This is a genomic window from Zafaria cholistanensis (assembly GCF_008580665.1).
In the GTDB taxonomy this organism is placed as follows: Bacteria; Actinomycetota; Actinomycetes; order Actinomycetales; family Micrococcaceae; genus Zafaria; species Zafaria cholistanensis.
The window spans coordinates 1-25,425 of record NZ_BKDJ01000009.1 but is presented as its reverse complement, the minus strand read 5'-3'; the positions used below and the strand labels follow the sequence as shown (position 1 = coordinate 25,425).

21 protein-coding genes and 1 pseudogene are annotated in these 25,425 nt (G+C 70.1%); 14 read left to right on the top strand and 8 right to left on the bottom strand.

Going from position 1 to position 25,425, the window contains the following annotated elements; translation table 11 throughout:
- Positions 1 to 41: 41 nt before the first annotated feature.
- On the bottom strand, positions 42 to 2,576 hold the full coding sequence (locus NCCP_RS09530) for a DEAD/DEAH box helicase (protein WP_149957021.1): 2,535 nt from the start codon (positions 2,574 to 2,576) through the stop codon (positions 42 to 44).
- Between the two features lie 80 nt (positions 2,577 to 2,656).
- On the opposite strand from NCCP_RS09530, the gene NCCP_RS09525 reads away from it, so the two are divergent.
- Positions 2,657 to 3,517 carry a methyltransferase domain-containing protein gene (locus NCCP_RS09525; RefSeq protein WP_149957020.1) on the top strand — a complete coding sequence of 287 codons (861 nt, stop codon included), beginning with the start codon at positions 2,657 to 2,659 and terminating at the stop codon, positions 3,515 to 3,517.
- Positions 3,518 to 3,555: 38 nt separating this feature from the next.
- Here the strand turns inward: NCCP_RS09525 and NCCP_RS09520 are convergent, their stop codons facing one another.
- Positions 3,556 to 4,227, bottom strand: coding sequence for an MBL fold metallo-hydrolase (locus tag NCCP_RS09520; protein WP_149957019.1), 672 nt, complete (start codon positions 4,225 to 4,227; stop codon positions 3,556 to 3,558).
- Positions 4,228 to 4,372: 145 nt separating this feature from the next.
- Here NCCP_RS09520 and NCCP_RS09515 point away from each other — a divergent pair, with 145 nt between their 5' ends.
- The 5 genes from NCCP_RS09515 (at position 4,373) to uvrC (ending at position 11,146) form a co-directional block, all read left to right on the top strand.
- Positions 4,373 to 4,750, top strand: a complete 378-nt coding sequence (locus NCCP_RS09515) for a GntR family transcriptional regulator (protein WP_149957018.1) — start codon at positions 4,373 to 4,375, stop codon at positions 4,748 to 4,750.
- Positions 4,751 to 4,810: 60 nt separating this feature from the next.
- Complete coding sequence (gene uvrA / locus NCCP_RS09510) at positions 4,811 to 7,705, top strand: excinuclease ABC subunit UvrA (protein ID WP_149957017.1); 2,895 nt, start codon at positions 4,811 to 4,813, stop codon at positions 7,703 to 7,705.
- An 87-nt stretch (positions 7,706 to 7,792) separates the two neighbouring features.
- Complete coding sequence (locus NCCP_RS09505; RefSeq protein WP_225873773.1) at positions 7,793 to 8,506, top strand: HAD hydrolase-like protein; 714 nt, start codon at positions 7,793 to 7,795, stop codon at positions 8,504 to 8,506.
- On the top strand, positions 8,507 to 9,175 hold the full coding sequence (locus NCCP_RS09500; RefSeq protein ID WP_149957015.1) for a lysophospholipid acyltransferase family protein: 669 nt from the start codon (positions 8,507 to 8,509) through the stop codon (positions 9,173 to 9,175).
- A gap of 9 nt (positions 9,176 to 9,184) precedes the next feature.
- Entirely contained in the window at positions 9,185 to 11,146 is a 1,962-nt protein-coding gene (gene uvrC, locus NCCP_RS09495) for an excinuclease ABC subunit UvrC (RefSeq protein WP_149957014.1), read from the top strand.
- A 1,149-nt stretch (positions 11,147 to 12,295) separates the two neighbouring features.
- Here uvrC and dtd read toward each other — a convergent pair.
- A complete protein-coding gene (dtd, locus tag NCCP_RS09490; protein WP_149957013.1) occupies positions 12,296 to 12,736 on the bottom strand; it encodes a D-aminoacyl-tRNA deacylase in 441 nt (146 codons plus the stop codon).
- Between the two features lie 137 nt (positions 12,737 to 12,873).
- Between dtd and rapZ the strand changes: the two genes are divergently transcribed.
- The 8 genes from rapZ to secG all read left to right on the top strand — a co-directional run bounded on the left by rapZ (position 12,874) and on the right by secG (position 20,140).
- Positions 12,874 to 13,767: an RNase adapter RapZ gene (gene rapZ, locus NCCP_RS09485; protein WP_149957012.1), complete on the top strand. Its 894-nt coding sequence runs from the start codon at positions 12,874 to 12,876 to the stop codon at positions 13,765 to 13,767.
- Positions 13,768 to 13,773: 6 nt separating this feature from the next.
- Positions 13,774 to 14,814, top strand: a complete 1,041-nt coding sequence (locus tag NCCP_RS09480) for a gluconeogenesis factor YvcK family protein (RefSeq protein WP_149957011.1) — start codon at positions 13,774 to 13,776, stop codon at positions 14,812 to 14,814.
- A gap of 13 nt (positions 14,815 to 14,827) precedes the next feature.
- Complete coding sequence (gene whiA, locus NCCP_RS09475; protein WP_149957010.1) at positions 14,828 to 15,808, top strand: DNA-binding protein WhiA; 981 nt, start codon at positions 14,828 to 14,830, stop codon at positions 15,806 to 15,808.
- Between the two features lie 88 nt (positions 15,809 to 15,896).
- Positions 15,897 to 16,526: a superoxide dismutase gene (locus NCCP_RS09470; protein WP_149957009.1), complete on the top strand. Its 630-nt coding sequence runs from the start codon at positions 15,897 to 15,899 to the stop codon at positions 16,524 to 16,526.
- 220 nt (positions 16,527 to 16,746) lie between these two features.
- Positions 16,747 to 17,769, top strand: a complete 1,023-nt coding sequence (gene gap / locus NCCP_RS09465) for a type I glyceraldehyde-3-phosphate dehydrogenase (RefSeq protein WP_149957008.1) — start codon at positions 16,747 to 16,749, stop codon at positions 17,767 to 17,769.
- A gap of 29 nt (positions 17,770 to 17,798) precedes the next feature.
- Positions 17,799 to 19,025 (top strand): phosphoglycerate kinase, encoded by a 1,227-nt coding sequence (locus NCCP_RS09460; RefSeq protein ID WP_149957007.1) that lies wholly within the window; start codon positions 17,799 to 17,801, stop codon positions 19,023 to 19,025.
- 9 nt (positions 19,026 to 19,034) lie between these two features.
- Positions 19,035 to 19,850 (top strand): triose-phosphate isomerase, encoded by an 816-nt coding sequence (gene tpiA / locus NCCP_RS09455; protein WP_149957006.1) that lies wholly within the window; start codon positions 19,035 to 19,037, stop codon positions 19,848 to 19,850.
- A 38-nt stretch (positions 19,851 to 19,888) separates the two neighbouring features.
- Positions 19,889 to 20,140, top strand: a complete 252-nt coding sequence (gene secG, locus NCCP_RS09450; RefSeq protein WP_149957005.1) for a preprotein translocase subunit SecG — start codon at positions 19,889 to 19,891, stop codon at positions 20,138 to 20,140.
- Positions 20,141 to 20,224: 84 nt separating this feature from the next.
- Here the strand turns inward: secG and pgl are convergent, their stop codons facing one another.
- The 5 genes and pseudogenes from pgl to NCCP_RS14990 all read right to left on the bottom strand — a co-directional run.
- Positions 20,225 to 21,022 (bottom strand): 6-phosphogluconolactonase, encoded by a 798-nt coding sequence (gene pgl, locus NCCP_RS09445; protein ID WP_149957004.1) that lies wholly within the window; start codon positions 21,020 to 21,022, stop codon positions 20,225 to 20,227.
- Positions 21,012 to 21,953: a glucose-6-phosphate dehydrogenase assembly protein OpcA gene (locus NCCP_RS09440; RefSeq protein ID WP_149957003.1), complete on the bottom strand. Its 942-nt coding sequence runs from the start codon at positions 21,951 to 21,953 to the stop codon at positions 21,012 to 21,014. The genes pgl and NCCP_RS09440 overlap by 11 nt, the downstream gene beginning before the upstream one ends.
- Positions 21,950 to 23,491, bottom strand: coding sequence for a glucose-6-phosphate dehydrogenase (gene zwf / locus NCCP_RS09435; RefSeq protein ID WP_149957002.1), 1,542 nt, complete (start codon positions 23,489 to 23,491; stop codon positions 21,950 to 21,952). The genes NCCP_RS09440 and zwf overlap by 4 nt, the downstream gene beginning before the upstream one ends.
- Before the next feature lie 79 nt (positions 23,492 to 23,570).
- Entirely contained in the window at positions 23,571 to 25,223 is a 1,653-nt protein-coding gene (locus tag NCCP_RS09430; RefSeq protein WP_149957001.1) for a glucose-6-phosphate isomerase, read from the bottom strand.
- Positions 25,220 to 25,425, bottom strand: a pseudogene (locus tag NCCP_RS14990) (transaldolase); the annotation flags it as partial. The pseudogene NCCP_RS14990 and the gene NCCP_RS09430, both read right to left, overlap by 4 nt.

Sequence of the window (25,425 nt, the reverse complement as noted above, 5' to 3'; positions counted from 1 at the left end):
GCCGTGCCCGCCCGGGCACGGCGGCGACCGCCCCGGACCGGCTAGTCCAGGCGGCCCACGCGGGTCACGGTGACCACTGCCGCGCCGGCCTCGTCGGAGGCGGCCAAATCCACGGTGGCGTCGATGCCCCAGTCGTTGTGGCCGGCCGGATCCTTGAAGATCTGGCGCACCTTCCACTCCGCGGGGCCGGGGGTGATGAGCAGGTACTGCGGGCCGCGGCCGCCGGGGCCGTCGTCGATGTCCCCGTGCTCCTCGAAGTAGGCGTCCATTGCGTCGGCCCAGGCGTCGGCGTCGAACCCGGCAGCTCCGTCCAGGGCGCCCAGCTCCTCGTCCTTTTCGTCCGCGAACAGCTGCACGCGGCGGAACATCTCGTTGCGGACCATGACGCGGAAGGCGCGCTCGTTGGAGGTGAGCCGGTCCGGGGCGGGGGGCAGGATGTCTTCGGCGGGGTTGCCGGGGACGGTCCCGGAGGCCAGCTGTTCCCATTCGTCCAGGAGGCTGGAGTCGATCTGGCGGACCAGTTCTCCCAGCCAGGCGATCAGGTCCTCGAGGTCCTCGCGCAGCGCGTCCTGCGGCACGGTCTGGTTCAGCGCCTTGTACGCGTCGGTGAGGTAGCGCAGCAGGATGCCTTCGGAGCGGGCCAGCGAATAGAACTGGACGTATTCGCCAAAGCTCATGGCGCGTTCGTACAGGTCGCGGACCACGGACTTGGGCGCCAGTTCGAAGTCCCCCAGCCACGGGGCGCCGCGCCGGTAGGTTTCGAAGGCCTCCCCGAGCATCCCGGCCAGGGGCTGGGGGTAGGTGATCTCCTCGAGCGCGGCCATGCGGGCGTCGTAGTCCAGGCCCTCGGACTTCATGGCGGCCACGGCCTCGCCGCGGGCCTTCTTCTCCTGGGCGTTGAGTACCTGGCGCGGTTTCTCCAGCGTCGCCTCGATCACGGAGACCACATCCAGGGCGTAGGAGGGCGCCTCCTTGTCCAGCAGGTCCAGCGCCGCCAGCGCGAAGGGGGACAGCGGCTGGTTCAGCGCGAAGTTCTGCTGCAGGTGCACCGTCAGGGCCAGCCGGTTGCCGTACGCGTCCGGTTCCTCCAGGCGCACCACGACGCCGGTGGCGAGCAGTTCGCGCAGGATGCCCAGGGCCCGGCGCTGCAGGGCCCGCTGGCGGGCCGGGGGCTCGTGGTTCTCGGTGAGCAGGCGCCGGGCCGCGGCGAACGCGTCGCCCGGACGCTCCAGCAGGTTCAGCAGCATCGCGTGGGTGACCGTGAAGGAGGAGGTCAGCGGCTCCGGGACGGAGGCGACCATCTTCTCGAACGTCTTTTCCCCCCAGGTGACGAAACCCTGCGGCGGCTTCCGCTTCACCACCTGGCGCAGCTTGCGCTGGTCGTCGCCGAACTTGGCAACCGCCTTGTCCATGGCCTTCTTGTTTTCGATCGCGTGCTCGGGGGCCTGCACCACGACGGTGCCGGCGGTGTCGAACCCGGCCCGTCCGGCCCGGCCGGCAATCTGGTGGAACTCGCGGGCATTGAGCAGGCGGGTGCGCACGCCGTCGTACTTGCTCAGCGCCGTGAGCAGCACAGTGCGGATGGGCACGTTGATGCCCACGCCCAGGGTGTCGGTGCCGCAGATGACCTTCAGCAGGCCCGCCTGGGCCAGCTGCTCCACCAGGCGCCGGTACTTGGGCAGCATGCCGGCGTGGTGCACGCCGATCCCGTGCCGCACCAGCCGGTTCAGCGTCTTGCCGAAACCGGCGGAAAAGCGGAACCCGGCAATCAGCTCCCCGATGCGGTCCTTCTCCTCGCGGGTGCACACGTTGATGCTCATCAGGTTCTGGGCGCGCTCGATCGCTTCCAGCTGCGAGAAATGCACCACGTAGACCGGGGTCTGGCGGGTGGACAGCAGCTCCTCGATGGCCTCCTGGACCGGGTCCTGCGAGTAGTAGTAGTGCAGCGGGATGGGCCGTTCAGCATGGGCCACGGTGGCCGTGTGCCGGCCGGTGCGCAGCGTCAGTTCGTCCTCGAAGCGGGACACGTCCCCGAGGGTGGCGGACATCAGCAGGAACTGCGCCTGCGGCAGTTCCAGCAGCGGCACCTGCCAGGCCCAGCCGCGCTGGGGGTCGGAATAGAAGTGGAACTCATCCATCACCACGGTGGCCACGTCCGCCTCCCGGCCCTCGCGCAGGGCGATGTTCGCCAGGATCTCCGCGGTGCAGCAGATGATCGGGGCGTCCGCGTTCACGGAGGAATCCCCCGTGACCATGCCCACGTTCTCGGCCCCGAAAATCCCGCACAGGTCGAAGAACTTCTCCGAGACCAGGGCCTTGATCGGGGCCGTGTAGAAGCTCACCTCCCCGCGGGCCAGCGCGTGGAAGTGCGCGGCCACCGCCACCAGCGACTTCCCGGACCCCGTCGGGGTGGCCAGGATGACGTTGTGGCCCTGCACCAGCTCCATCACCGCTTCGTCCTGGGCGGGGTACAGGCCGATGCCCCGGTCCTCCACCCATTCGATGAAGGCGGCGTAGGTCGATTCGGCAGTGGTGCCGCGGGGCGCGGTGGCAGGGATCAGCTCGGTGAGTTTCATGGTCCTCCCAGCCTATAGCCCCTGCCCGGTGCGGTTCCGGTCGGGTGCGGTTCCGGCCCGCTGCGCCGTAGGCTGGGCCCATGTCCTCCACCCGCTGGGATCCCGACCTGTACCTGCGGCACGCGGATCCCCGCGCCCGCCCCTTCTTCGACCTCGTTGCCCGCATTGCTCCCGTGCCGCGCATGGGGGAGTCCGGCACCGGTGAGCCCGGCAGCTGGGAGCCCCGCACCGTCGTGGACCTGGGCTGCGGTCCCGGCCACCTGACCGCAGCGCTCGCCGACCGCTGGCCCGGGGCCCGGGTGCTGGGCCTGGACTCCTCCCCGCAGATGGTCGCCAAGGCCCGTGCCGCGCACGGCCCCGACGCCCCCGCCCACCGCCCCAACCTCGCCTTCGAGCAGGCCGACGCCGGAGCGTGGGAACCGGACGCCCGGACGGACGTGGTGGTCACCAACGCGATGCTCCAGTGGATCCCCGGACACCTGGAGCTGGTGGGACGGTGGCTGGACGCGCTGGCCCCCGGCGCCTGGTTCGCCGCACAGGTCCCGGGGAACTTCGGGGCGCCCTCGCATGCGCTGCTGCGCGGCCTGGCAGCCTCCCCCCGGTGGGCCGGGAGGCTGGGCCGGACCCTGCACCACGCCGAGGCAGTCGCCGAACCGGACGAATACCTGCGGCTGCTGCTCGCCCACGGGTTCGAGGCCGACGTGTGGGAAACCACCTACCAGCACGTGCTCGAAGGAACCGACCCGGTGCTGGAATGGGTCCGCGGGGCCGCGCTGCGCCCGGTGCTGGACGCGCTGGACGCGCAGGAGGCGGCAGCCTTCGAGGACCAGTACGGCGCGGCGCTGCGCACCGCCTACCCCGCCTTCCCCGGCCCCCGGGGCCAGGCCCTGACGGTGTTCCCGTTTCGCAGGATCTTCCTCGTCGGGCGCAAGGCCGGCTGAGGAGCATCCGCCCCCGTGCAGGGGCGCGGAAGGTGCCGCTACCAGCCGCGCTCCCTCCATTCGTCCAGGTGCGGACGCTCCGCGCCCAGGGTGGTTCCGGCCCCGTGGCCCGGGTGCACCAGGGCATCATCCGAATACTGTTCGAACAAACGTTCGACCACGTCGCGGTAGAGCGAGGCGAACCGCTCCGGGTCCTTCTGCGTATTTCCCACCCCTCCCGGGAACAGCGAATCCCCGCTGAAGATGTGCACCGGACCCTCGGGGGGCGCATACACAAAGGCAATCGAGCCCGGGGTGTGCCCGCGCAGGTGCACGCACGCCAGCGAGAAGCCATCAAACTCCAGCACGTCCCCATGGCGCAGCACGGTGTCCGTGGCCACCCCCTTCTCCGCGAGGATCGCCGGGGCATCCTCCGCGCCCGCCGCCGTCCGCGCCCCCGTCTGCGCCACCAGCTCCGGCAGCGCACGCACATGGTCCCAATGCTGGTGGGTGGTGGCCACCAGCTCCAGCCGGGCCGCACCGGCAGCATCCGCCGCCCCCTCCGCCAGCAGGGAGCGGATCGCCGGCAGGTCATCCGCCGCATCGATCAGCACCTGCGCGCCCGAATCCTTCGCCGTCAGCAGGTAGACGTTGTTGTCGTGCCCGGACACCGCGACAGAGCGGATGCTCACGCGGGCCAGGTCATGGAGCAGTGTGGATGTACCAGTCATGGGCCCACACTACCCACCTCCACCCCATCGCCGCCCCGCCTTTACCCCACCTCCGCACCGGCCCCTGCCCCTGCCGCCCGGTGCGCCCGAACGGTACGCTGGCCGCGGACCCGGCGCCCGCCGGACCGTCCGGAACGGAGGAACCATGGACCCCGAGGTGCTCGCATTCGTGACCGTAAGGCCCGAGGACCCCCGCGCCCCCTACGACCAGATCCGGCACCAGATCCTCGACGCCATCGCCGACGGGACCCTCCTTCCCGGCACCCGCCTCACCCCCGTCCGCGCGCTCGCCGGACACCTCGGCGTCGCCGTCAACACCGTCGCCCGCGCCTACCGCGAACTCGAACACGCCGGAGCCGTCTCCACCCGGGGGCGCAACGGCACCGTCGTCGAAGCCTCCCGCGACGACGCCGGCCGCCACCTGGGCGAGGCAGCCGCGGCCTTCGCCGCCGAAGCCGCCCGCTGGGGGATCGACGAGGAAGCCGCCCTCGACTACGTGCGCGCCGCCTTCCGCGCCCGCTAGCCCGCCCCCAGCCCCGCCTTCGAACGTGTCTTCGAAAGCCTTTTCGACTACCATAAGTCCGTGGCCAACACCAACAGCATCTTCGACGTCAGCCCCGCCCCCGCCAAGCACCACGACCTGACCCGGATCATCGTCAAGGGCGCACGCGAACACAACCTGCGCAACGTGGACCTGGACCTGCCCCGCGACGCCATGATCGTCTTCACCGGCCTCTCCGGCTCCGGCAAGTCCTCCCTCGCCTTCGACACGATCTTCGCCGAAGGCCAGCGCCGCTACGTCGAATCCCTCTCCGCCTACGCCCGCCAGTTCCTGGGCCAGGTGGACAAACCCGACGTCGACTTCATCGAAGGACTCTCCCCGGCCGTCTCCATCGACCAGAAGTCCACCAGCAAGAACCCCCGCTCCACCGTCGGCACCATCACCGAGATCTACGACTACATGCGCCTGCTCTGGGCACGCGTGGGACGGGCCTACTGCCCCGAATGCGGCGAACCCGTCGCCCGCCAAACCCCCCAGCAGATCGTCGACCAACTCCTCGAACTCCCCGAAAAGACCCGCTTCCAGGTACTCGCCCCCGTCGTGCGCGGACGCAAGGGAGAATTCGCCGACCTCTTCAAGGAACTCGCCGCCAAGGGCTACTCCCGCGCCCGCGTCGACGGCGAAACCATCCAACTCACCGACCCCCCCAAGCTCGGCAAGCAGTTCAAGCACACCATCGAGGTCGTCGTCGACCGCCTCGTCGTCAAGGACGGCATCCGCCAGCGCCTCACCGACTCCATCGAAACCGCCCTCGCGCTCGCCGACGGCCGCGTCCTGGCCGACTTCGTGGACCTGGATGCCTCCGACGACGAACGCGTGCGCGCCTTCTCGGAAAACCTGGCCTGCCCGAACGAGCATCCGCTGGCCATCGACGAGATCGAGCCGCGCTCCTTCTCCTTCAACAACCCGTTCGGCGCCTGCCCGGCCTGCACCGGCATCGGCACCCGCCTGGAGGTGGACGAGGACCTGATCGTCCCGGACCCGGACGCCTCGCTGCGCGGGGGGGCAATCGCCCCCTGGTCGCTGGGCACGGCCACCACCGAGTACTGGAACCGGCTGCTGGAGGGCCTGGCGGCCGAACTGGACTTCTCCATGGACACCCCCTGGGGCAAGCTTCCGGCGGTGGCCCGCCAGGCGATCCTGCACGGAAAGGACCACAAGGTCGTGGTCCAGTACCGCAACCGCTTCGGCCGCGAGCGCAAGTACAGCACCGGCTTCGAGGGCGTGGTGCAGTACATCCACCGCAAGCACGAGGAAACCGAGTCCGAGAACGCGCGCGAGCGGTACGCCGAGTACATGCGCGAGGTCCCGTGCCCGGAGTGCCGCGGCGCCCGCCTGAACCCGGCCTCGCTCTCGGTGCGCATCAACGGCAAGTCCATCGCCGAGGTCTGCGCGCTGCCGATGCGCGAGTGCTCCGCGTTCCTGGAGGGGCTGGAGCTGACCGGCCGCGAGGCGCAGATCGCCGCCCAGGTGCTCAAGGAGATCCAGGCCCGGCTGCGCTTCCTGCTCGACGTCGGCCTGGAGTACCTGAACCTGGAGCGCGCCGCCGGCACGCTCTCGGGCGGGGAGGCCCAGCGCATCCGGCTGGCCACCCAGATCGGCTCCGGGCTGGTGGGGGTGCTGTACGTGCTGGACGAGCCCTCGATCGGCCTGCACCAGCGGGACAACCGCCGCCTGATCGAGACGCTCACGCGGCTGCGCAACCTGGGCAACACGCTCATTGTCGTGGAGCACGACGAGGACACCATCGCCGAGGCCGACTGGATCGTCGACATCGGCCCGGGCGCCGGCGAGCACGGCGGGCAGGTCGTCCACTCGGGGTCCCTGGCCGGCCTGCGGGAAAACACCGCCTCCATTACCGGCGACTACCTGTCCGGACGCCGCCGGATCGAAGTCCCCGCCACGCGCCGCGCCGTGGACAAGAAGCGCCAGCTCGTGGTCCTGGGCGCCCGCGAAAACAACCTGCGCGACCTCACCGTGAAATTCCCGCTCGGCGTGTTCACCGCCATCACCGGGGTCAGCGGCTCGGGCAAGTCGACCCTGGTCAACGACATCCTCTACAAGGTCCTGGCCAACAAGCTCAACGGCGCCAAGCAGGTTGCCGGGCGGCACACCCGGGTGGAGGGCCTGGAGCACCTGGACAAGGTCATCCACGTCGACCAGAGCCCCATCGGGCGGACCCCGCGCTCCAACCCGGCCACCTACACCGGTGTCTTCGACCACATCCGCAAGCTGTTCGCGGAGACGAACGAAGCCAAGGTCCGCGGCTACCAGCCGGGCCGCTTCTCCTTCAACGTCAAGGGCGGGCGCTGCGAGTCCTGCTCCGGCGACGGCACGCTGAAGATCGAAATGAACTTCCTGCCGGACGTCTATGTCCCCTGCGAGGTCTGCCACGGCGCCCGCTACAACCGCGAGACGCTGGAGGTCCATTACAAGGGCAAGAACATCGCCGAGGTGCTGGACATGCCGATCGAGGAGGGCGCCGAGTTCTTTGCGGCCTTCACCCCGATCGCCCGCCACCTGAAGACCCTGGTGGACGTCGGGTTGGGCTATGTCCGCCTGGGCCAGCCGGCCACCACGCTTTCCGGCGGGGAGGCCCAGCGCGTGAAGCTGGCGGCGGAGCTGCAGAAGCGCTCCAACGGCCGCAGCATCTATGTGCTGGACGAGCCGACCACCGGCCTGCACTTCGAGGACATCCGCAAGCTGCTGCTGGTCCTGCAGGGGCTGGTCGAGAAGGGCAATTCGGTCATCACGATCGAGCACAACCTCGACGTCGTCAAGTCCGCGGACTGGGTGATCGACATGGGCCCGGAGGGTGGCTCGGGTGGCGGCCAGGTGGTGGCGCAGGGGACCCCCGAGGAGGTTGCGAAGGTGTCCGAGAGCCACACCGGGCGGTTCCTGGCCGAGATCCTCTGAGCCCGCCGCCGGCCCGGCCCGGCCCGGACGCATGCCGCGCGCGGCATGGGCACCGGCCGGGCGGCTCCGACGTGCGAGAATATCCGGGTGAACTTTCCCCCCCGCTACGTGCTCTTCGACCTCGACGGCACCCTCGTCGACCCCGCCGGAGCCATCACGGGCGGGATCCGGCACGCGCTGCTGAGCAGCGGAATCCCCGACCCCGGGCAGGAGCTGCTGGACACGCTGGTGGGCCCGCCGCTGGCCCACGGACTCATGACCGTTCCGGGCATGACCGAGGACCAGTTGCCCGCGGTGATCCGCGACTACCGCTACGAGTATTTGCGGCACGGCATCTTCGAGGGCCATCCGTACCCCGGCATCCCCGGACTGCTTGACGGATTGCGCGCGGCGGGGATTGCCCTGGCCGTGGCCACCTCCAAGCCGGAGCACATCGCCCTGGCCCTGCTGGAGGCCCAGGGACTGCTGGACAGGTTCGACGCCGTCCGCGGAGCCACGGCGGCCGAGCAGGACTCCCTGGCGGAGGGCCCGGGCAAGGGACACATCGTCCGCACCGCCCTCGAAGCCCTGGCCGCGGATCCCGAGGCGGCCGTGATGGTCGGCGACCGGCACTACGACGTCCAGGGTGCCGCTGTCTGCGGGCTCGAATGCATCGGCGTCTCCTGGGGCTTCGCCCTTCCGGGCGAGCTGGAGGCGGCCGGTGCCGCCGCGATCGTCGATTCGGCCCATGAACTGGAGGAAATCCTCTTCGGAGGCCTCCGCGGGACCCCGGTCCCCGACACGAAAGGCAAGGCAGAGTAGGTGCCATTCTTCGAGGTCGTCCGCGCATCCTTCCGCGGGACCATTAAGGCCACGTGCCGTCCAACGGTCACCGGCATGGAGCACATTCCGGCCGAGGAGCCGTTCATCGTGGCCTCCAACCACCTGTCCTTCCTGGACAGCATCATCATCCAGGCCCTGATGCCGCGGCCGGTCGCCTTCTTCGCCAAGGCCGAGTACTTCACCACCCCCGGGGCGAAGGGAGCCCTCATGAAGGCGTTCTTCGAGTCGGTCGGCTCCATTCCGGTCGAGCGCGGCGAACAGGCCGCCTCCGTCGCGGCCCTGGAGTCCCTGGTCGGGGTGCTCGAGGGCGGGGGAGCGGTGGGCATCTACCCCGAGGGCACCCGCTCCCGCGACGGCCTGCTCTACCGCGGCCGCACCGGCGTCGGCTGGCTGGCCCTGTCCACCGGCGCTCCCGTGGTGCCCGTGGGCCTGATCGGCACCGAGAAGCTGCAGCGTCCCGGCAGCAACCGGATCGTGCCGCGCCACTTCACGCTCAAGGTCGGCGAGCCGCTGCGCTTTGACAAGGTCGGACCCAAGCACCCGCTGCCCGAGCGCCGCCGCGCCACCGACGCGATCGTGGACGCCATCGCCGCCCTCAGCGGCCAGCAGCGCGCCGAGGGGTACAACCAGGCCCCCGCGGCGGAGTAGCCTCTCCCCATGGCCGACCCGTCCAGCTACCGGCCGCGGCCCGGGGAGATTCCCACGGCCCCCGGCGTCTACCGCTTCCGAGACCCGCACGGACGCGTCGTCTACGTCGGCAAGGCCAAGAACCTGCGCCAGCGGCTCAACTCCTACTTCGCGAACGTCTCCACCCTCACGCCCAAGACCCACGCGATGGTGCACACCGCCGCCAGCGTCGAATGGACCGTGGTGGGTAACGAGCTGGAGGCGATCCAGCTCGAGTACACCTGGATCAAGGAGTTCGCGCCGCGGTTCAACATTGTCTTCCGCGACGACAAGTCCTACCCCTACCTGGCCGTCACCATGGGGGAGAAGTACCCGCGCGCCCAAGTGATGCGCGGGGACCGGCGCAAGGACGTGAAGTACTTCGGGCCGTTCTACCCGGCCAAGGCCATTCGCGACACCCTCGATGCGCTGCTGCGCGTGTTTCCGGTGCGGACCTGCAGCGCGGGCGTGTTCCGCCGCGCCGAGGCCAGCGGCCGGCCCTGCCTGCTGGGCTACATCGACAAGTGCTCCGCCCCCTGCGTGGGCCGGATCAGCCCGGAGGAGCACAGGGAGCTGGCCGCGGACCTCTGCCGCTTCATGGGCGGGGAAGGCACCCGTTTCATTCGCGACCTGGAGGCCAAGATGGCCGCGGCCGCCGCGGCCATGGAGTACGAGAACGCCGCCCGTTACCGGGACGACATCGCCGCGCTGCGCCGTGTGTTCGAGCGCAACGCGGTGGTCCTGGCCGAGGACACCGAGGCGGACGTGTTCGCCGTGGCCGAGGACGAGCTCGAGGCCGCCGTGCAGGTCTTCCACGTGCGCAACGGCCGCATCCGGGGCCAGCGCGGCTGGGTCGTGGAGAAGGTGGAGGATTCCACGCCCGAGGAATTCATCGGCCACCTGCTCCAGCAGGTGTACGGGGAAGGGGCCGGAACCGAACGCATCCCGCGCGAGGTCTTGGTGCCGGTGGAGCCGGCCGATGCCGCCGACCTGGCCGAATGGCTCCGCGGGCTGCGGGGCGCCGCCGTCAGCCTGCGCGTGCCGCAGCGCGGCGAGAAGGCGGCGCTGATGGAGACGGTGCGGGAGAACGCCGAGCAGGCGCTGCGCCTGCACAAGTCCCGCCGGGCGGGCGACATCAGCAACCGCAGCGCCGCCCTGCAGGAGCTGCAGGAGGCGCTGGGATTGCCGGTGCCGCTGATGCGCATCGAGTGCTACGACATTTCCCACGTCCAGGGCACCAACGTGGTGGCCTCCATGGTGGTCGTCGAAGACGGACTGCCCAAGAAATCCGACTACCGCAAGTTCAACATCACCGGGGACGCCGCCCGCGACGACACTGCCTCGATGTACGACGTCATCACCCGCCGCTTCCGCCACTACCTGGCCGACCAGACGCACACGGCTCCGGCAATCAGCGGTGCCGTCGACCCCGAGGAGGACGCCCTGCGCGGCGCCCCGCGGAAGTTCGCCTATCCGCCTTCGCTGGTTGTGGTCGACGGCGGCCCGCCGCAGGTCGCCGCGGCGGTGAAGGCGCTGGAGGACCTGGGCATCGACGACGTGTACGTGGTGGGCCTGGCCAAGCGGCTCGAGGAGCTGTGGCTGCCCGGCGACGAGTTCCCGGTCATCCTTCCGCGCGCCTCCCACGGCCTGTACCTGCTCCAGCGGATCCGCGACGAGGCGCACCGCTTCGCCATTACGTTCCACCGCAAGAAGCGCTCCGCCTCCATGATCTCCTCGACGCTCGACGACGTGCCGGGGCTGGGCCCGGCCAAGCGTGCGGCGCTGCTGAAGCACTTCGGCTCACTCAAGCGCATGCGTGCGGCCACCGAAGAAGAGTTCCGCGAGGTGCCCGGCGTCGGACCCGCCCTCGCCGCGCAACTGGTGGCCGTCCTGGCCGAGGGGGAGCCGGCCTCACCTGCCGTGAACATGACCACCGGCGAGGTCCTCGACTAGGAACCCGTTCCGGCCTCGGTACCGCTCGCTCCGCCGCCACCGTTGCCTCGGCGGCGCCTTCCTGCTGCGCGGGCCCTGTCCTGCCGCCTGCTGCGCGGGCCATGTCTTGCCGCCTGCTGCGCGGGCCCTGCCCGCCCCCTGCCGGGTGCGCCTGCGTCGTCCGTGGCCCACGCCTGGCGTGCGGGACGCCCCGCTCCCCTAATGACATATATATGCTAGATCGATTTCTGACCTACTGCCATTGGGCCGTGTGCAGCAACGGCACCACGGTTCAGCAGGAAAAAGATCGCGGATGGGGGAGGGGTGGGCCCGGCAGGCGGGGCCCGGGAAGTCCGGCCCGGAAGGGCGCAGGCCTGCCGGAAAGGGGGTGCGGGGACGTCGACAGTGGAGGCCCTGGCGTAGAGGAGGCCCTGGTGTCGTGAAGACCCTGGTGTCGTGAAAACCCGGTCTCGTGGATGCCCCGGCTGAGGGTGCCCCGGACGTCTTGGTGCCGCGAATGGTTCAGTCCCATGGATGTCCTGCCGCCGTGGATGTTTTGGCGCGGCGGGTCCCCTGGCGCGGGAAGGCGCCGGCGCGGGGGGACTCCCCTATGAAGAAATATCTATGCTAGATCGGTTTCTGACTTAGTCAGGTCCAGCGTATGCAACAAACAACCCTGCCGAACGGAAAACAATCGACGGACGGGGGAGGGGTCCAACAGGAGACGGGGGCCCTGGCGCGAAGCTGGCCGCCCCGGCACGGGGTATGCGGCGGCCCGGGAGGGCCGGGGGATCTCGGGCAGGGGATGCGGGAGACGGGTGGCGGGAGCGTAGTGCGCGAGGTGGGGGCTGAGCCCCCGCGTGGGGTCCTGTCGTCCTGGCGCGGGCAGGCCGCGGACCCGCGGGGATGGCCCGCCCGAGGTCAGGCGGGCGGGGGAGGCCGCTGCTGCTGCTGGTGGCACAAAGTCCTTGTCTGTTGCCGCCGCTGCGGTGCGCAGAGGCGGGGCCCCGGCGCGTGCCGGATCGTGAAAACGGGTTTGTATTTGTAATCTAGATCGGTTTCTGACTTAGTCGTTACTCTCCGTAAAAGAGTTCCGGACACACCGAACCACCACAGAAAATCCACGACAAAAGGGCCGGGCCCTGCGGCACGGGCCGGCGGGTGCGGCACTCAGCCGGGCAGGTCGGCGGTGTCGACAATCAGGGTGAACGGCCCGGAGTTCACGAGGGAAACCTCCATCATGGCGCCAAAGAGGCCGGTGGATACCTCGGCGCCGAGCGAGCGCAGGCAGGAGATGAACTCCTCATAGAGCGGCTCGGAGTGGTCCCGGCCGGAGGCTGCGGTCCAGGACGGGCGCCGGCCCTTGCGCACCTCGCCGTAGAGCGTGAACTGGCTGACCACCAGCAGGGGAGCGGAGGCCGATTCGCAGGACTGCTCGTCCTCCAGCATGCGCAGCCGCCACACCTTTTCGGCCAGCCGGGCAGCCTCGGTGGGACCGTCGGTGTGCGTAACCCCCAACAGCACCAGCAGGCCGGGCCGGTCAAGGGCGCCAACGGTTTCCCCGTCGACGCTGACGGAAGCGGTGCGGGCACGCTGCAGTACGGCCTTCATGGTGCGGTTTCTCCTCAATTTCTCGTCGCCGGTCCCGGGCTTCGGGCCGGAACAGACTTTACGCGGCGGTCCGCATCCAGCCTCCGGCACGGGGCAAAAAGGCGCTGGGGCGAGCGTGCCCGGGATAGGCTGGGGCCATGTCCACCGAGCAGTCCGAGGTCACCGCCGTCGAATCCGAACTCCTGATCATCACTGGCATGTCCGGTGCCGGACGCACCACCGCCGCGCACGCCCTTGAGGACCATGGCTGGTACGTCGTGGAGAACCTGCCGCCGCAGATGCTGGGCACGCTGACGGAACTGGTGGCCCGCATGCACGGGGCGATCCCGAAGCTCGCGGTCGTGATGGACGTGCGCAGCAAGGCGCTGTTCCCGCAGGTCAGGGAAAACCTGGCGCTCCTGAGCGCTGCGGGAGTGAACTACCGGGTGCTGTTCCTGGATGCCAGCGACGACCTGCTGGTGCGCCGGTTCGAGATGGGCCGCCGCCCGCACCCGCTGCAGGGCCCCGGGCGGATCCTCGACGGGATCGCCGCCGAACGCGAGGTGCTGCGCGAGTTGCGCGAGGCTGCCGATATCGTCCTGGACACCACCCCGATGAACGTCCATGCCCTGGCCACGGCCATTACCGAGCTGTTTTCCGAGACCGGAACCGTGGTGCTGCGCCTGAACGTGATGAGCTTCGGCTTCAAGTACGGGTTGCCCGCGGACGCCAACTACGTGGCGGACATGCGCTTCATCCCCAACCCCCACTGGGTTCCGGAACTTCGCCGGCACACCGGCCTGGAGGCCGATGTCCGGGACTTCGTGCTCGCGGCGGAGGGGGTCGAGGAATTCGTCTCCACCTACCTACGGGCCCTGGAACCGGTCTTCGACGGGTATCGCCGCGAGAACAAGCACTATGCGACCCTGGCGGTGGGCTGCACCGGAGGCAAGCACCGCTCGGTGGCAGTCAGCGAGGAGCTTGCCCGCCGGCTGCGCCAGTTGCCTAACGTCACGGTGCAGGTCTCCCACCGCGACCTTGGCCGGGAGTAGGCGGCCATGTCCTTCTACACCAGCCAGCTCCCGCTGGTTCCGCGGCCGGCACCGCGGGAGGGCAACGGCACGGTGCGCGTGGCCGCCCTGGGCGGCGGGCACGGCCTGTCCGCCTCGCTCTCGGCGCTGCGCCGCCTGACCACGGAGATCACCGCGATCGTGACGGTGGCCGACGACGGCGGCTCCTCCGGGCTCCTGCGCGAGGAACTCGACGTGCTGCCCCCGGGGGACCTGAGGATGGCGCTGGCCGCTCTCTGCGACGACACCGACTGGGGACGCACCTGGCGCGATGTCATGCAGCACCGCTTCACCTCCAAGTCCGGCAGCCCGGGCTCGCTGGAGAACCATGCGCTGGGAAACCTGCTGATCGCGACCCTGTGGGAGCTTTTGGGCGACCCGGTGGCGGGGCTTCGCTGGGCCGGCGCCCTGCTGGGGGCCCGCGGGACGGTCCTGCCGATGAGTACGGTTCCGCTGACGATCTCCGGGGACGTGCTCGGCCCGGGGGAGGGCGGACAGCTGGTGCGCCGGCACATCGTCGGGCAGGCGAAGCTGGCCACCGCCGGCCAGAACGGCATCGTCAGCAACGTGCGGCTGGAGCCAGCCGACGCTCCCGCCTGCGCCGAGGCGCTCTCCGCGATCGAGCTGGCCGACTGGGTGGTCCTTGGTCCGGGCTCCTGGTACACCTCCGTCCTGCCGCACCTGCTGCTCCCCGAGATGCGCCAGGCGCTCCAGGACACGGAGGCCCGCCGGCTGCTCACCATGAACCTGGCCACCGAAACCAAGGAAACGACCGGCATGAACGCCGCCGACCACCTCGACGTGATTGCGCGCTACGCGCCGGAGCTTCGGCTTGATGCGGTGCTGGCGGACCCGTCGTCGGTCGATGACGAAGAAACGTTCCGGCAGGCCGCCGCACGGCTGGGGGCGCGGTGCTTTTTCGGTAAAGTAGGCAGCGGTCCCGGTCGCGCGACCCACGATCCCCTGCGGCTCGCCGCCGCCTACCACGACGTGTTCACCTCGTTCGACAAAGATTTGCCAAGCAGTTAGGAAGCGGAAGCCCATGGCACTGACCGCATCGGTCAAGGACGAACTTTCCCGGCTGGACGTGAAGAAATCCTCCGAGCGCAAGGCGGAGGTCTCCGCCATCCTGCGCTTCGCCGGCGGGCTGCACATCATCTCCGGCCGCATCGTCATCGAGGCCGAGGTGGACCTCGCATCCACCGCCCGCCGGCTGCGCCAGGCGATCGCCGAGGTCTACGGGCACACCTCGGAGATCATCGTCGTCTCGGGAGGAGGCCTGCGCCGCGGCAACCGCTACGTGGTGCGCGTAGTGCGCGACGGCGAGTCGCTGGCCCGCCAGACCGGCCTGCTTGACGGCCGGGGCCGGCCCGTGCGCGGGCTGCCGTCGGTGATCGTCAACGGGTCGGCGGCCGACGCCGAGGCCGTCTGGCGCGGGGCCTTCCTGGCCCACGGATCACTCACCGAACCGGGACGCTCCGCGGCCCTTGAGGTGACCTGCCCCGGTCCCGAGGCGGCCCTTGCCCTGGTCGGGGCGGCGCGCCGGCTGGGACTGGTGGCCAAGGCCCGCGAGGTGCGCGGCGTGGACCGCGTGGTCATCCGCGACGGGGACAGCATCGCCGCCCTGCTCACCCGGATGGGCGCGCACGACGCGCTCATGGTGTGGGAGGAGCGGCGCATGCGCAAGGAGGTCCGGGCCACCGCCAACCGCCTGGCCAACTTTGACGACGCCAACCTGCGCCGTTCGGCCCAGGCCGCCGTCGCCGCCGGGGCCCGCGTGGAGCGCGCCCTGGAGATCCTCGCCGACGAGGTTCCCGAGCACCTCAAGTACGCCGGGGAGCTGCGCGTGGCCCACAAGCAGGCCAGCCTGGATGAGTTGGGGCGCCTGGCCGATCCGCCCATGACCAAGGACGCCATCGCCGGGCGCATCCGGCGCCTGCTGGCGATGGCCGACAAGAAAGCCGCGGACCTGGGGATCCCGGGAACCGAGGCCAGCGTCACCGCCGACATGCTGGACGGCTGAGCGGCACCAGTTTTCCGTGCCCTGGCGGCGCGGGATGCATTACCCACCGATCGCCCCGGTACCGGGGTGCACAACTATTGGAGGAAGCATGTCCCAGTACACCCTCCCGGAGCTGCCGTACGACTACGCCGCTCTGGAGCCGAACATCTCCGCGCGCATCATGGAGCTGCACCACAGCAAGCACCACGCGACCTACGTCGCCGGCGCGAACACTGCCCTGGAGCAGCTGGCCGAGGCCCGCGCCAAGGGCGAGTTCGGCAACATCCCGAAGCTTTCCAAGGACCTTGCCTTCCACCTGGGCGGCCACACCAACCACTCGATCTTCTGGAACAACCTTTCCCCGGAAGGTGGCGACAAGCCCGAGGGCGAGCTGGCCGCGGCCATCGATGACCAGTTCGGTTCCTTCGACGCGTTCCGCGCCCACTACACCGCCGCGGCCATGAGCCTGCAGGGCTCCGGCTGGGCCGTGCTGGCGCTGGAGGGCATCGGCGGCAACCTGGTCATCGAGCAGCTCTACGACCAGCAGGGCAACGTTCCGGTCGCGACCACCCCGCTGCTGATGCTGGACATGTGGGAGCACGCCTTCTACCTGGACTACGTCAACGTGAAGGCCGACTACGTCAAGGCGTTCTGGAACATCGTGAACTGGGCCGACGTGTCCGCCCGCTTCGAGGCGGCCCGCGCCGGCGCCCAGGTCCTGGTCGTCCCCGGCAAGTAGCCCCCGCGGAAGCCGTCACAGCCTGCGCCCCATGACGTAGGATGGCGGCAACGATCGCCGCGGGTTCCCGTACCCGGCCGGGTGCTGGAACCCGCGGCGGCGGCCGGCCCTCGGGCCGGCGGCACTACGGAGTGTCCCACCCCTTTTTGCACACGTCGCTTTCGGGGCTTTCGCAGCGGGGGCCCACGGAAGTGGCACCCGTCGGCAAGGAGAACAGCTCGTGACTACCCGTGTTGGCATCAACGGATTTGGACGCATCGGACGCAACTACCTGCGGGCCGTGCTGGCTCAAGGGGCGGACGTGGAGATCGTCGCGGTCAACGACCTCGGCTCGATCGAAACTCTGGCCCCCCTCGTGAAATACGACTCCATCCTGGGCCGCCTGGCGGAGGACGTGCGGGTGGACGGCGACTTCCTGGACGTGGGGGGCCGCCGCATCAAAGTCCTGGCCGAAACAGACCCCGCGCGGCTGCCGTGGGGAGAACTCGGCGTCGACGTCGTGATCGAGTCAACCGGACGCTTCACCAATGCGGAGGACGCCCGCAAGCACCTGGAGGCGGGTGCGCGGAAGGTCATTATCTCCGCCCCGGCCAAGGGCGACGACCTCACCGTGGTCTTGGGCGTCAACCAGGACCGGTACGACCCCGAGAACCACCACATCATCTCCAACGCCTCCTGCACCACCAACTGCCTGGCCCCGGTCGCGATGGTGCTCAATGAGGCGTTCGGCATCGTCAACGGCCTCATGACCACCATCCATGCCTACACAGCGGACCAGAACCTGCACGACGGACCGCACAAGAAGGATCCGCGGCGCGCCCGCGCCGCGGCCCTGAACATGGTCCCCACTTCCACCGGCGCGGCCAGCGCCATTGGCCTCGTGATCCCCGAGCTCAAGGGCAAGCTCGATGGCTGCGCGATGCGCGTGCCGGTCCCGACGGGATCGGCGACCGACCTTACGGTCCAGGTCTCCCGGGACGTCACCGTCGAGGAGGTCAACGCGGTGTTCCGGGAAGCCGCCGAGAGCGGGCTGAAGGGCGGGCTGAAGGGCCTGCTGACCTACAGCACCGACCCCCTGGTGTCCTCCGACATCGCCGGCGACCCCGCGTCGGCGGTCTTCGATGCGCCATTGACCCGGGTGATCGGACGCACGGTGAAGGTGCTCGCCTGGTACGACAACGAGTGGGGGTATTCCTCCCGGCTGGTGGACCTGACCGACTATGTCGGGTCGCGGCTCGGTTAGGCCGATGCTTATCGGCTAGGTTTAGACCCATGACTTCTCACACTCTCGACGAACTGCTCGCCGTTGGTGTCCGCGGGCGGCACGTCCTGGTCCGTAGCGACCTGAACGTGCCGCTCGACGGGTCCACCGTCACCGATGACGGCCGCGTCCGCGCGTCCCTTCCCGTGATCGCCAAGCTGGCCGACGCCGGCGCCCGCGTCGTCGTGATGGCCCACCTGGGCCGTCCGAAGGGATCCCCGGACCCCAAGTACTCCATCAAGCCCGCAGCCGAGCGGCTGCGCGAGCTGGCCGGGTTCCCCGTCGCCATTGCCCAGGACGTGACCGGGCCGGACGCCCGCGCCGCAGCCGCCCGGCTGGGCGACGGCGAGGTGCTGGTGCTGGAAAACGTGCGCTTCGATGCCCGCGAGACCAGCAAGGACGATGCCGAGCGCGCCGCCTTCGCGGCCGAGCTGGCGGCGCTGACCGGAGCCAACGGCGCCTACGTGGACGACGCCTTCGGTGCCGTGCACCGCAAGCACGCCTCGGTATTCGACATTGCCGCGCTGCTGCCCTCCTACCAGGGCGACCTCGTGCGCACAGAGGTGGAAGTCCTCAAGACCCTCACCGAGGCGCCCAAGCGGCCCTACGTCGTCGTGCTGGGCGGTTCGAAAGTCTCTGACAAGCTCGCCGTGATCGACAACCTGCTCGGCCGCGCCGACCACCTGCTCATCGGCGGCGGCATGGCGTTCACCTTCCTCAAGGCGCAGGGGCACGCCGTCGGCGCGAGCCTGCTCGAAGAGGACCAGCTGGACACCGTGCGCGGCTACCTGACCCGCGCCAAGGAGGTCGGCTGCGACATCATCCTGCCGACCGACATCGTCGTGGCGTCCAAGTTTGGCGCGGACGCCGAATACGAGGTCCTGCCCGCCGACAAGCTCGAGGACGGCACCTTCGGTGCCTCCGGGCTGGGTCTGGACATCGGCCCGGAGTCTGGCGAGAACTTCGCCAGCTACATCCGTTCGGCCAACACCGTGTTCTGGAACGGTCCCATGGGCGTGTTCGAGATCGAGGCCTTCGCCGGCGGCACCCGCGCCGTGGCGCAGGGCCTGGCCGACTCCGAGGCGTTCAGCGTCGTGGGCGGCGGCGACTCCGCCGCCGCCGTGCGGACCCTGGGGTTCCACGACGACGACTTCGGCCACATTTCCACCGGTGGCGGTGCCTCCCTCGAGTACCTCGAGGGCAAGGAACTGCCCGGTCTCACCGCACTCGACCGCTAGAAGGGCCGCATGACCACCTCCACGAACGGAAACTTCGACCGCACCCCGCTGATCGCCGGCAACTGGAAGATGAACATGGACCATGTCCAGGGCATCACCCTGCTGCAGAAGCTGGTGTGGACCCTCGAGGACGCCAAGCACAACTTCGAGCGGGTCGAGGTGGCGGTGTTCCCGCCCTTCACGGACCTGCGCGGCGTCCAGACCCTGGTGGCCGGGGACGACCTGCCGGTCGCCTACGGCGGCCAGGACCTGTCCCAGCACGACTCGGGCGCCTACACCGGCGACATTTCCGGGCAGTTCCTGGCCAGGCTGGGCTGCCGCTACGTGCTGGTCGGCCACAGCGAACGGCGCACCCTCCACGGCGAAAACGACGCCCTGATCAGCGCCAAGGTTGCCGCCGCCTACCGGCACGGCCTGGTGCCGGTGCTGTGCGTGGGCGAGGGGCTGGAGGTCCGCACCGCCGGCACCCACGTGGCCCACACCCTGGAGCAGGTGCGCGCCGGCCTGGAGGGCGTGTCCGCGGACCAGGCGGCCCAGCTGGTCATCGCCTACGAGCCGGTCTGGGCGATCGGCACCGGCGAGGTGGCCGGTCCGGCCGACGCGCAGGAAATGTGCGCGGCGATCCGCGCCGAATTGGAGAAGCTGTACGGCGCCGGGACTGCCGCCGGGGTGCGCCTGCTGTACGGCGGCTCGGTGAAGTCCGCCAACGCCGCGTCCATCCTGCGCGAGCGCGACGTGGACGGCCTGCTGGTCGGCGGTGCCAGCCTCGACGCGGCCGAGTTTGCTAGCATTGTCAGGTTCGAGCACCACCTGGTGACCGAGTAGACCGTGCCTCCCGGCACGGCTTCGAGCGAAAGGCCGAAGTGGAAGCACTGAAGATCGTCCTGCAGGTCCTGCTGGGTATCACCAGCCTGCTGCTGACCCTGTTGATCCTGCTGCACAAGGGCCGGGGCGGCGGCATGTCCGACATGTTTGGCGGCGGCATGACCACCAGCCTGGGATCCTCCGGCGTGGCCGAGCGGAACCTCAACCGGATCACCATTGTCCTGGGCCTGGTCTGGGGCGCCGTGATCGTGGCACTGGGCCTGATCATGCGGTTCTCCACGGACGCCTAGCGGCACGGCCCCATACGCCAGGAGGGCGGATTCCCTTGCGGGAATCCGCCCTCCTGGCGTATGGGGCTAGCCTGGCGTATGGGGCTAGATCAGCGAGGCCGCGGCGGCGTCGAGCATCCACAGGGTGGCCCGGGTGCCGGAAGCCCCGGCGGCGGGCACCCGCTCACGCGGAGCCTCCCCGGTCACGGCGACGGCGACCGCCGGCGCCTTGTCCTGCCCGGCCACCAGGAACCAGACCTGGCGGGCGGTGTTGATCGCACCAAAGGTCAGCGACACGCGCAGCGGCGGCGGCTTGGGGGAGCCGTGGATGGCGGTGACGCTTCCCTCCCGCACCCTTGCCCCGGCATGGTCCGGGAACAGCGAGGCGATGTGGGAGTCCGGGCCCATGCCCAGCAGCAGCACGTCGATGACCGGCACGGGCAGGGCCGGGTCCGCGCCCTCCGCGGCCTCGGCCGCGAGCTGGCGCGCGTAGTCGGCCGCGGCCTCCTCCGGCGTGGCGAAGGCGTCGGAGGACCCCATCGGGTGGACCCGGCCGCGGTCCAGGCCCAGCCGGTCCAGCACGGACAGCAGCACCTCGGCCTGGACGGCGTTGCGGTCCCCGCTGGAGGCTTCGACGAAGCGTTCGTCCCCCCACCAGAGGTTGACCCGGGACCAGTCCACCGCGGCCAGGGCCGGAGAGCCGGCCAGCGCCTTCAGCGTTTCGATGCCAACGCTGCCCCCGGTCAGCACCAGGGTGGCTTCTCCCCGCTCGGCCTGCGCGTCCTGCAGCGCAACCACCAGGCGTGCCGCGGCCGCGGCCGCCAGGGTGGCTGCGTCCGGATGGACGACCACGCGGGCACCCGGGCCGCGGGGAGGGGAAACGGGGGTCCGGTCAGCGCTCACTGGCACGCACGCTCCTCAGGTTGGTGCGGGGAAGCCCGGCGCGGACGACCTCGCCGAAGACTTCGTCGGGATCCAGCCGGCGCAGCTCCTCGGCCAGGCATTCGGGCAGTTCGCGCGGGGGCAGGGAGATGCGCTGGACCGGATGGCCGGGCTGGTAGAGCTCGGCCACGTCGCCGTGGGGGCGGGAGAGTTCGATGTCGCCGTCCAGGCTGCTGAAGCGGACGCTGCGCACGCCCGTGCCCGCCGGGGTGGAGGCGATGGTCACCGGCAGCTGCAGGCACAGCGTCAGCCAGGCCGCGAGCAGGACGGTGCTGGGGGAGTCGCTGGCTCCCTTCACCGTCACGGCCTTGACCTGCGCGGGATCCAACTGGTCGTAGACGGATGCCAGTTGGGAGCGCCAGAGGGTGAGCCGTGTCCAGGCCAGGTCGGTATCGCCGGCCGTGACGCTGCGCGCGATCCGGAACAGGGCCGCGCGGGGGTCTTTTTCGCTGGCGCTGTCCGTGATGCGGCGGTGCGCGATCCGTCCCAGCGGGGTGCCGGCCGGGTTGTCGGGAACGCCGTGGGGCCACCAGACCACGATGGGCGCGTCCGGCAGCAGCAGTGCGGCGACCAGGGACTCGTCCGCCACGGACAGGGCCCCGTACCCGTGCAGCAGCACCACCTCGGAGGCGCCGGCGTCGCCCCCCACGCGGATCTGCGCGTCCAGGCGGGTCTTGGCGTTCCTGCGCCCCTCGATGACCACGATCACGCGGCAGGGGTGTTCGCGGCTGGCCAGGTTGGCGGCCGCAATCGCGTCCTCCTCGAAGCCGGCGCGGCTGATGACCACCAGGGTCAGCACGCGGCTGAGCGCCACCACCCCGCCGCTTTCGCGCAGCTCAACGAGCTTCTTGGCCACCTTGGAGGTAGTGGTTTCTTTGAGTTCGACGATCATGGCCGCCGCCACGTCCTTCCGTCGCGGGCGAGCAGTTCATCGGCCGAGGCCGGGCCCCAGCTGCCGGGGGCGTAGGGCTCGGGCTGGTCCGGCAGCGAGGCCCAGTACTTCTCGAACGGGTCCACGATCTTCCAGGACAGCTCCACCTCCTGGTGGCGCGGGAAGAGCGGGGGTTCGCCCAGCAGCACGTCGAGGATGAGACGCTCGTAGGCCTCCGGGCTGGACTCGGTGAAGGAGTGGCCGTAGCCGAAGTCCATGGTCACGTCCCGGACCTCCATTTGGGTGCCCGGGACCTTGGAGCCGAACCGGATGGTGGCGCCCTCGTCCGGCTGCACCCGGATCACGACGGCGTTTTGGCCGAAATCGGGATCAGAGACGTCGCGGAAGAGCAGGTTCGGCGCCTTCTTGAAGACGATGGCGATTTCCGTTACCCGCCGCCCGAGCCGCTTGCCGGCCCGCAGGTAGAACGGGACCCCGGCCCAGCGGCGGGTGTTGATGTCCAGCCGGATGGCCGCGTAGGTTTCGGTGGTGGAGGCCGGGTTGAAGCCCTCCTCCTCGAGGAATCCGGTGACCTTCTCGCCGCCCTGCCATCCGCCCGTGTACTGGCCGCGGGCCGAACGCCGGGACAGGTCCTCGGGCAGGCGCACCGCGGCAAGGACCTTTTCCTTCTCCGCGCGCAACTGGTCCGCGTCGAAGGAGATGGGCTCCTCCATGGCCGTGAGCGCGAGCAGCTGGAGCAGGTGGTTCTGGATGACGTCGCGGGCGGCGCCCACCCCGTCGTAGTAGCCGGCCCGGCCGCCGATCCCGATGTCCTCGGCCATGGTGATCTGCACGTGGTCGACGTGGTTGGCGTTCCAGATCGGCTCGAACAGCTGGTTGGCGAAGCGCAGCGCCAGCAGGTTCTGCACCGTCTCCTTGCCCAGGTAGTGATCGATGCGGAAGACGGAGTCGGCGGGGAAGACGGACTCGACGATCGCGTTCAGCTCGCGGGCCGAGGCAAGGTCGTGGCCGAAGGGCTTTTCGATGACCACCCGGCTCCACCCCGGGTGCTCCGATTCGTCGCGGGCCAGGCCGTGGCGGGAGAGCTGCTCGCAGACCTGCTCAAAGGAGTTCGGGGGGATGGACAGGTAGAAGACGTGGTTGCCGCGCGTGCCGCGCGTGTCCTTGAGCTCCTCCAGGGTCTCGCGGAGCTGGACGAACGAGTCGTCGTCCCCGAAGCCGCCGGACACAAAGCGGAAGCCTCCGGAGAGCTGCTCCCACACGGTCTCGTTGAACGGGGTGCGCGCGCTGGAGCGCACCCATTCCCGGGCCTGCGCCGTGAAGTCCTCGTGGGACCATCCGCGGCGGCCGAAACCCACCACGGCAAAGCCGGGGGGCAGGAGTCCCCGGTTGGCGAGGTCGTAGACCGCCGGAATGAGCTTTTTGCGGGCCAGGTCGCCGGTGACTCCGAAGAAGACCAGCGCGGAGGGGCCGGCAATGCGGTTCAGCCGCCGGTCCCTCCGGTCACGCAACGGGTTGCTTGACGTGGTGTTGGGCATGGGGTGGTTGTGCTGCTTTCGTTGTGCCGCGCCGTGCCGGGAAAGGCCGTGCGCGGAAATGCTGTGCCGGTGTTAGACCCTAGCCGATCCCGCGCGCGGGCGGGGACCCCAGCCGGCGGACGGCTTCGCGCAGCTGGCGCAGACCGGCCTCGCGGTCCACCAGGTGCAGGCGCAGGACCGGCCGACTGAGGCCGGCCAGGACCTGCGCGTCACCCGCGGCCTGGGCCGCGATCAGCTCGCCGAAGGTGAACGGGCGGCCCGGGATGCTCAGGTCCGCAGCCGTGTCCCCCGTGATCTGCAGGTAGGCGCCGATGGCCGGCCCGCCCTTGTGGTACTGGCCTGTGGAGTGGAGGAAACGCGGGCCCCAGCCGAACGTCACGGGGCGCCCGGAGGCTGCGGCCAGTTCGGGGCGGATCCCCTGCAGGGGGGCATAGCCCAGGCGGTCAAGGTACGCCTGGACGCTCAGGTAGCCGTTCTTCGGGAGTGCCGCCAGCAGTGCCTCAAGGGCGCCGTCGAGGGTGGAGACGCCTTCGAGCAGGCCCTTGGTGGCGCGCAGCTCCACGTCGCCGTCGACCAAAGTGGCCGGAACCGGTTCCGGAGTGGAATCGAGCAGGCCGCGCGCGGCGGTCTTGGCGGCCTCCACGTCCGGCTGGTCGAAGGGGTTGATGCCCAGCAGCCGTCCGGCCACGGCGGTCGCCCATTCCCACAGCAGCAGCTGGCCGCCCAGGGAGCCGGAGACCGCAAGCTGGTTCAGCGGCCCCACGGCGGTGGCGTCGTCGTCCTCCCCGGCGGCCTCGCCGACCAGACGGACCAGCAGCGTGTCGTCCGCGTCCCAGAGCGTTTCCGGATCGCCCGGTTCGACGACCACCGGCAGTATGCCGGTGCCCAGCTTGCCCGTGGACTCGGCGATGAGCTGCTCGGCCCAGTCGGCAAAACCGACGATCCCGGAGCCCTCGTCGACGAAGACCAGCTTGTCGCGCAGCGGCCGGGTTCCGGCCAGCGCGGCCCCGAGGCACAGCGCGATGTTGTCCTCGTCGTCCTCGGACAGGAACTCGGCAGTCTCCTCGGCGTCGTCGAGGAGTTCCTCGATGTCGACCCCGGCCAGGCCGGAGGGAACCAGGCCAAACGCGGTGAGCGCGGAGAAGCGTCCGCCGACCTGGGGGTCGCCGGTGAACACGGCGCGGTAGCCGGCGGCCCGGGCCTGTTCCTCCATGGGGGACCCGGGGTCGGTGACCACCACGATGCGGGTCGCCGGATCCACGCCGGCGTCGCTGAAGGCCTGCTCGAAGACCCGGCGCTGGGAGTCGGTCTCCACCGTGGAGCCGGACTTGGAGGAGACCACCAGGACCGAGGAAGAGAGCCGGTCCCCAAGCGCGTTGCCGACCATCTCCGGGTCGGTGCTGTCCAGCACCACCAGCTCGACGTCGGCCGTCGCGGCGATCACCTCCGGCGCCAGCGAAGAGCCGCCCATGCCCGCGAGCACGACGCGGTCCACGCCTTCGGCGCGCAGCTCGTCGCGCAGGGCCAGGATCGGCCCCACCAGGGCCCGCGAAGCCCGCGTGGGGTCGGTCCAGCCCAGCCGGATGGAGGCCTCGGCCACGGCGTCGGGACCCCACAGGGTGGCGTCCTTGGCGGCCAGCCGGGAGGCGACCCTGTCCGCGACCAGTTGCGGCACGTGCGCCTCGATGGCGTCCAGCGCCGCGCCCGTGGCTTCGAATCCGAGGGAGGTCATGCCTGGCCCCCGATCTTGGCGGAGTTGAGGGCCAGCGCAACATCCTCGAGCAGCTCGCCCCAGGAGGCCTCGAACTTGGCCAGGCCTTCTTCTTCCAGCAGGGCGACGACTTCGTTGTAGTCGATGCCCTGGGCGGCGAGGGCATCGAGGACGGCCTGGGAGGCTTGGTAGGTTCCGGCGATGGTGTTGCCGGTGACCTGTC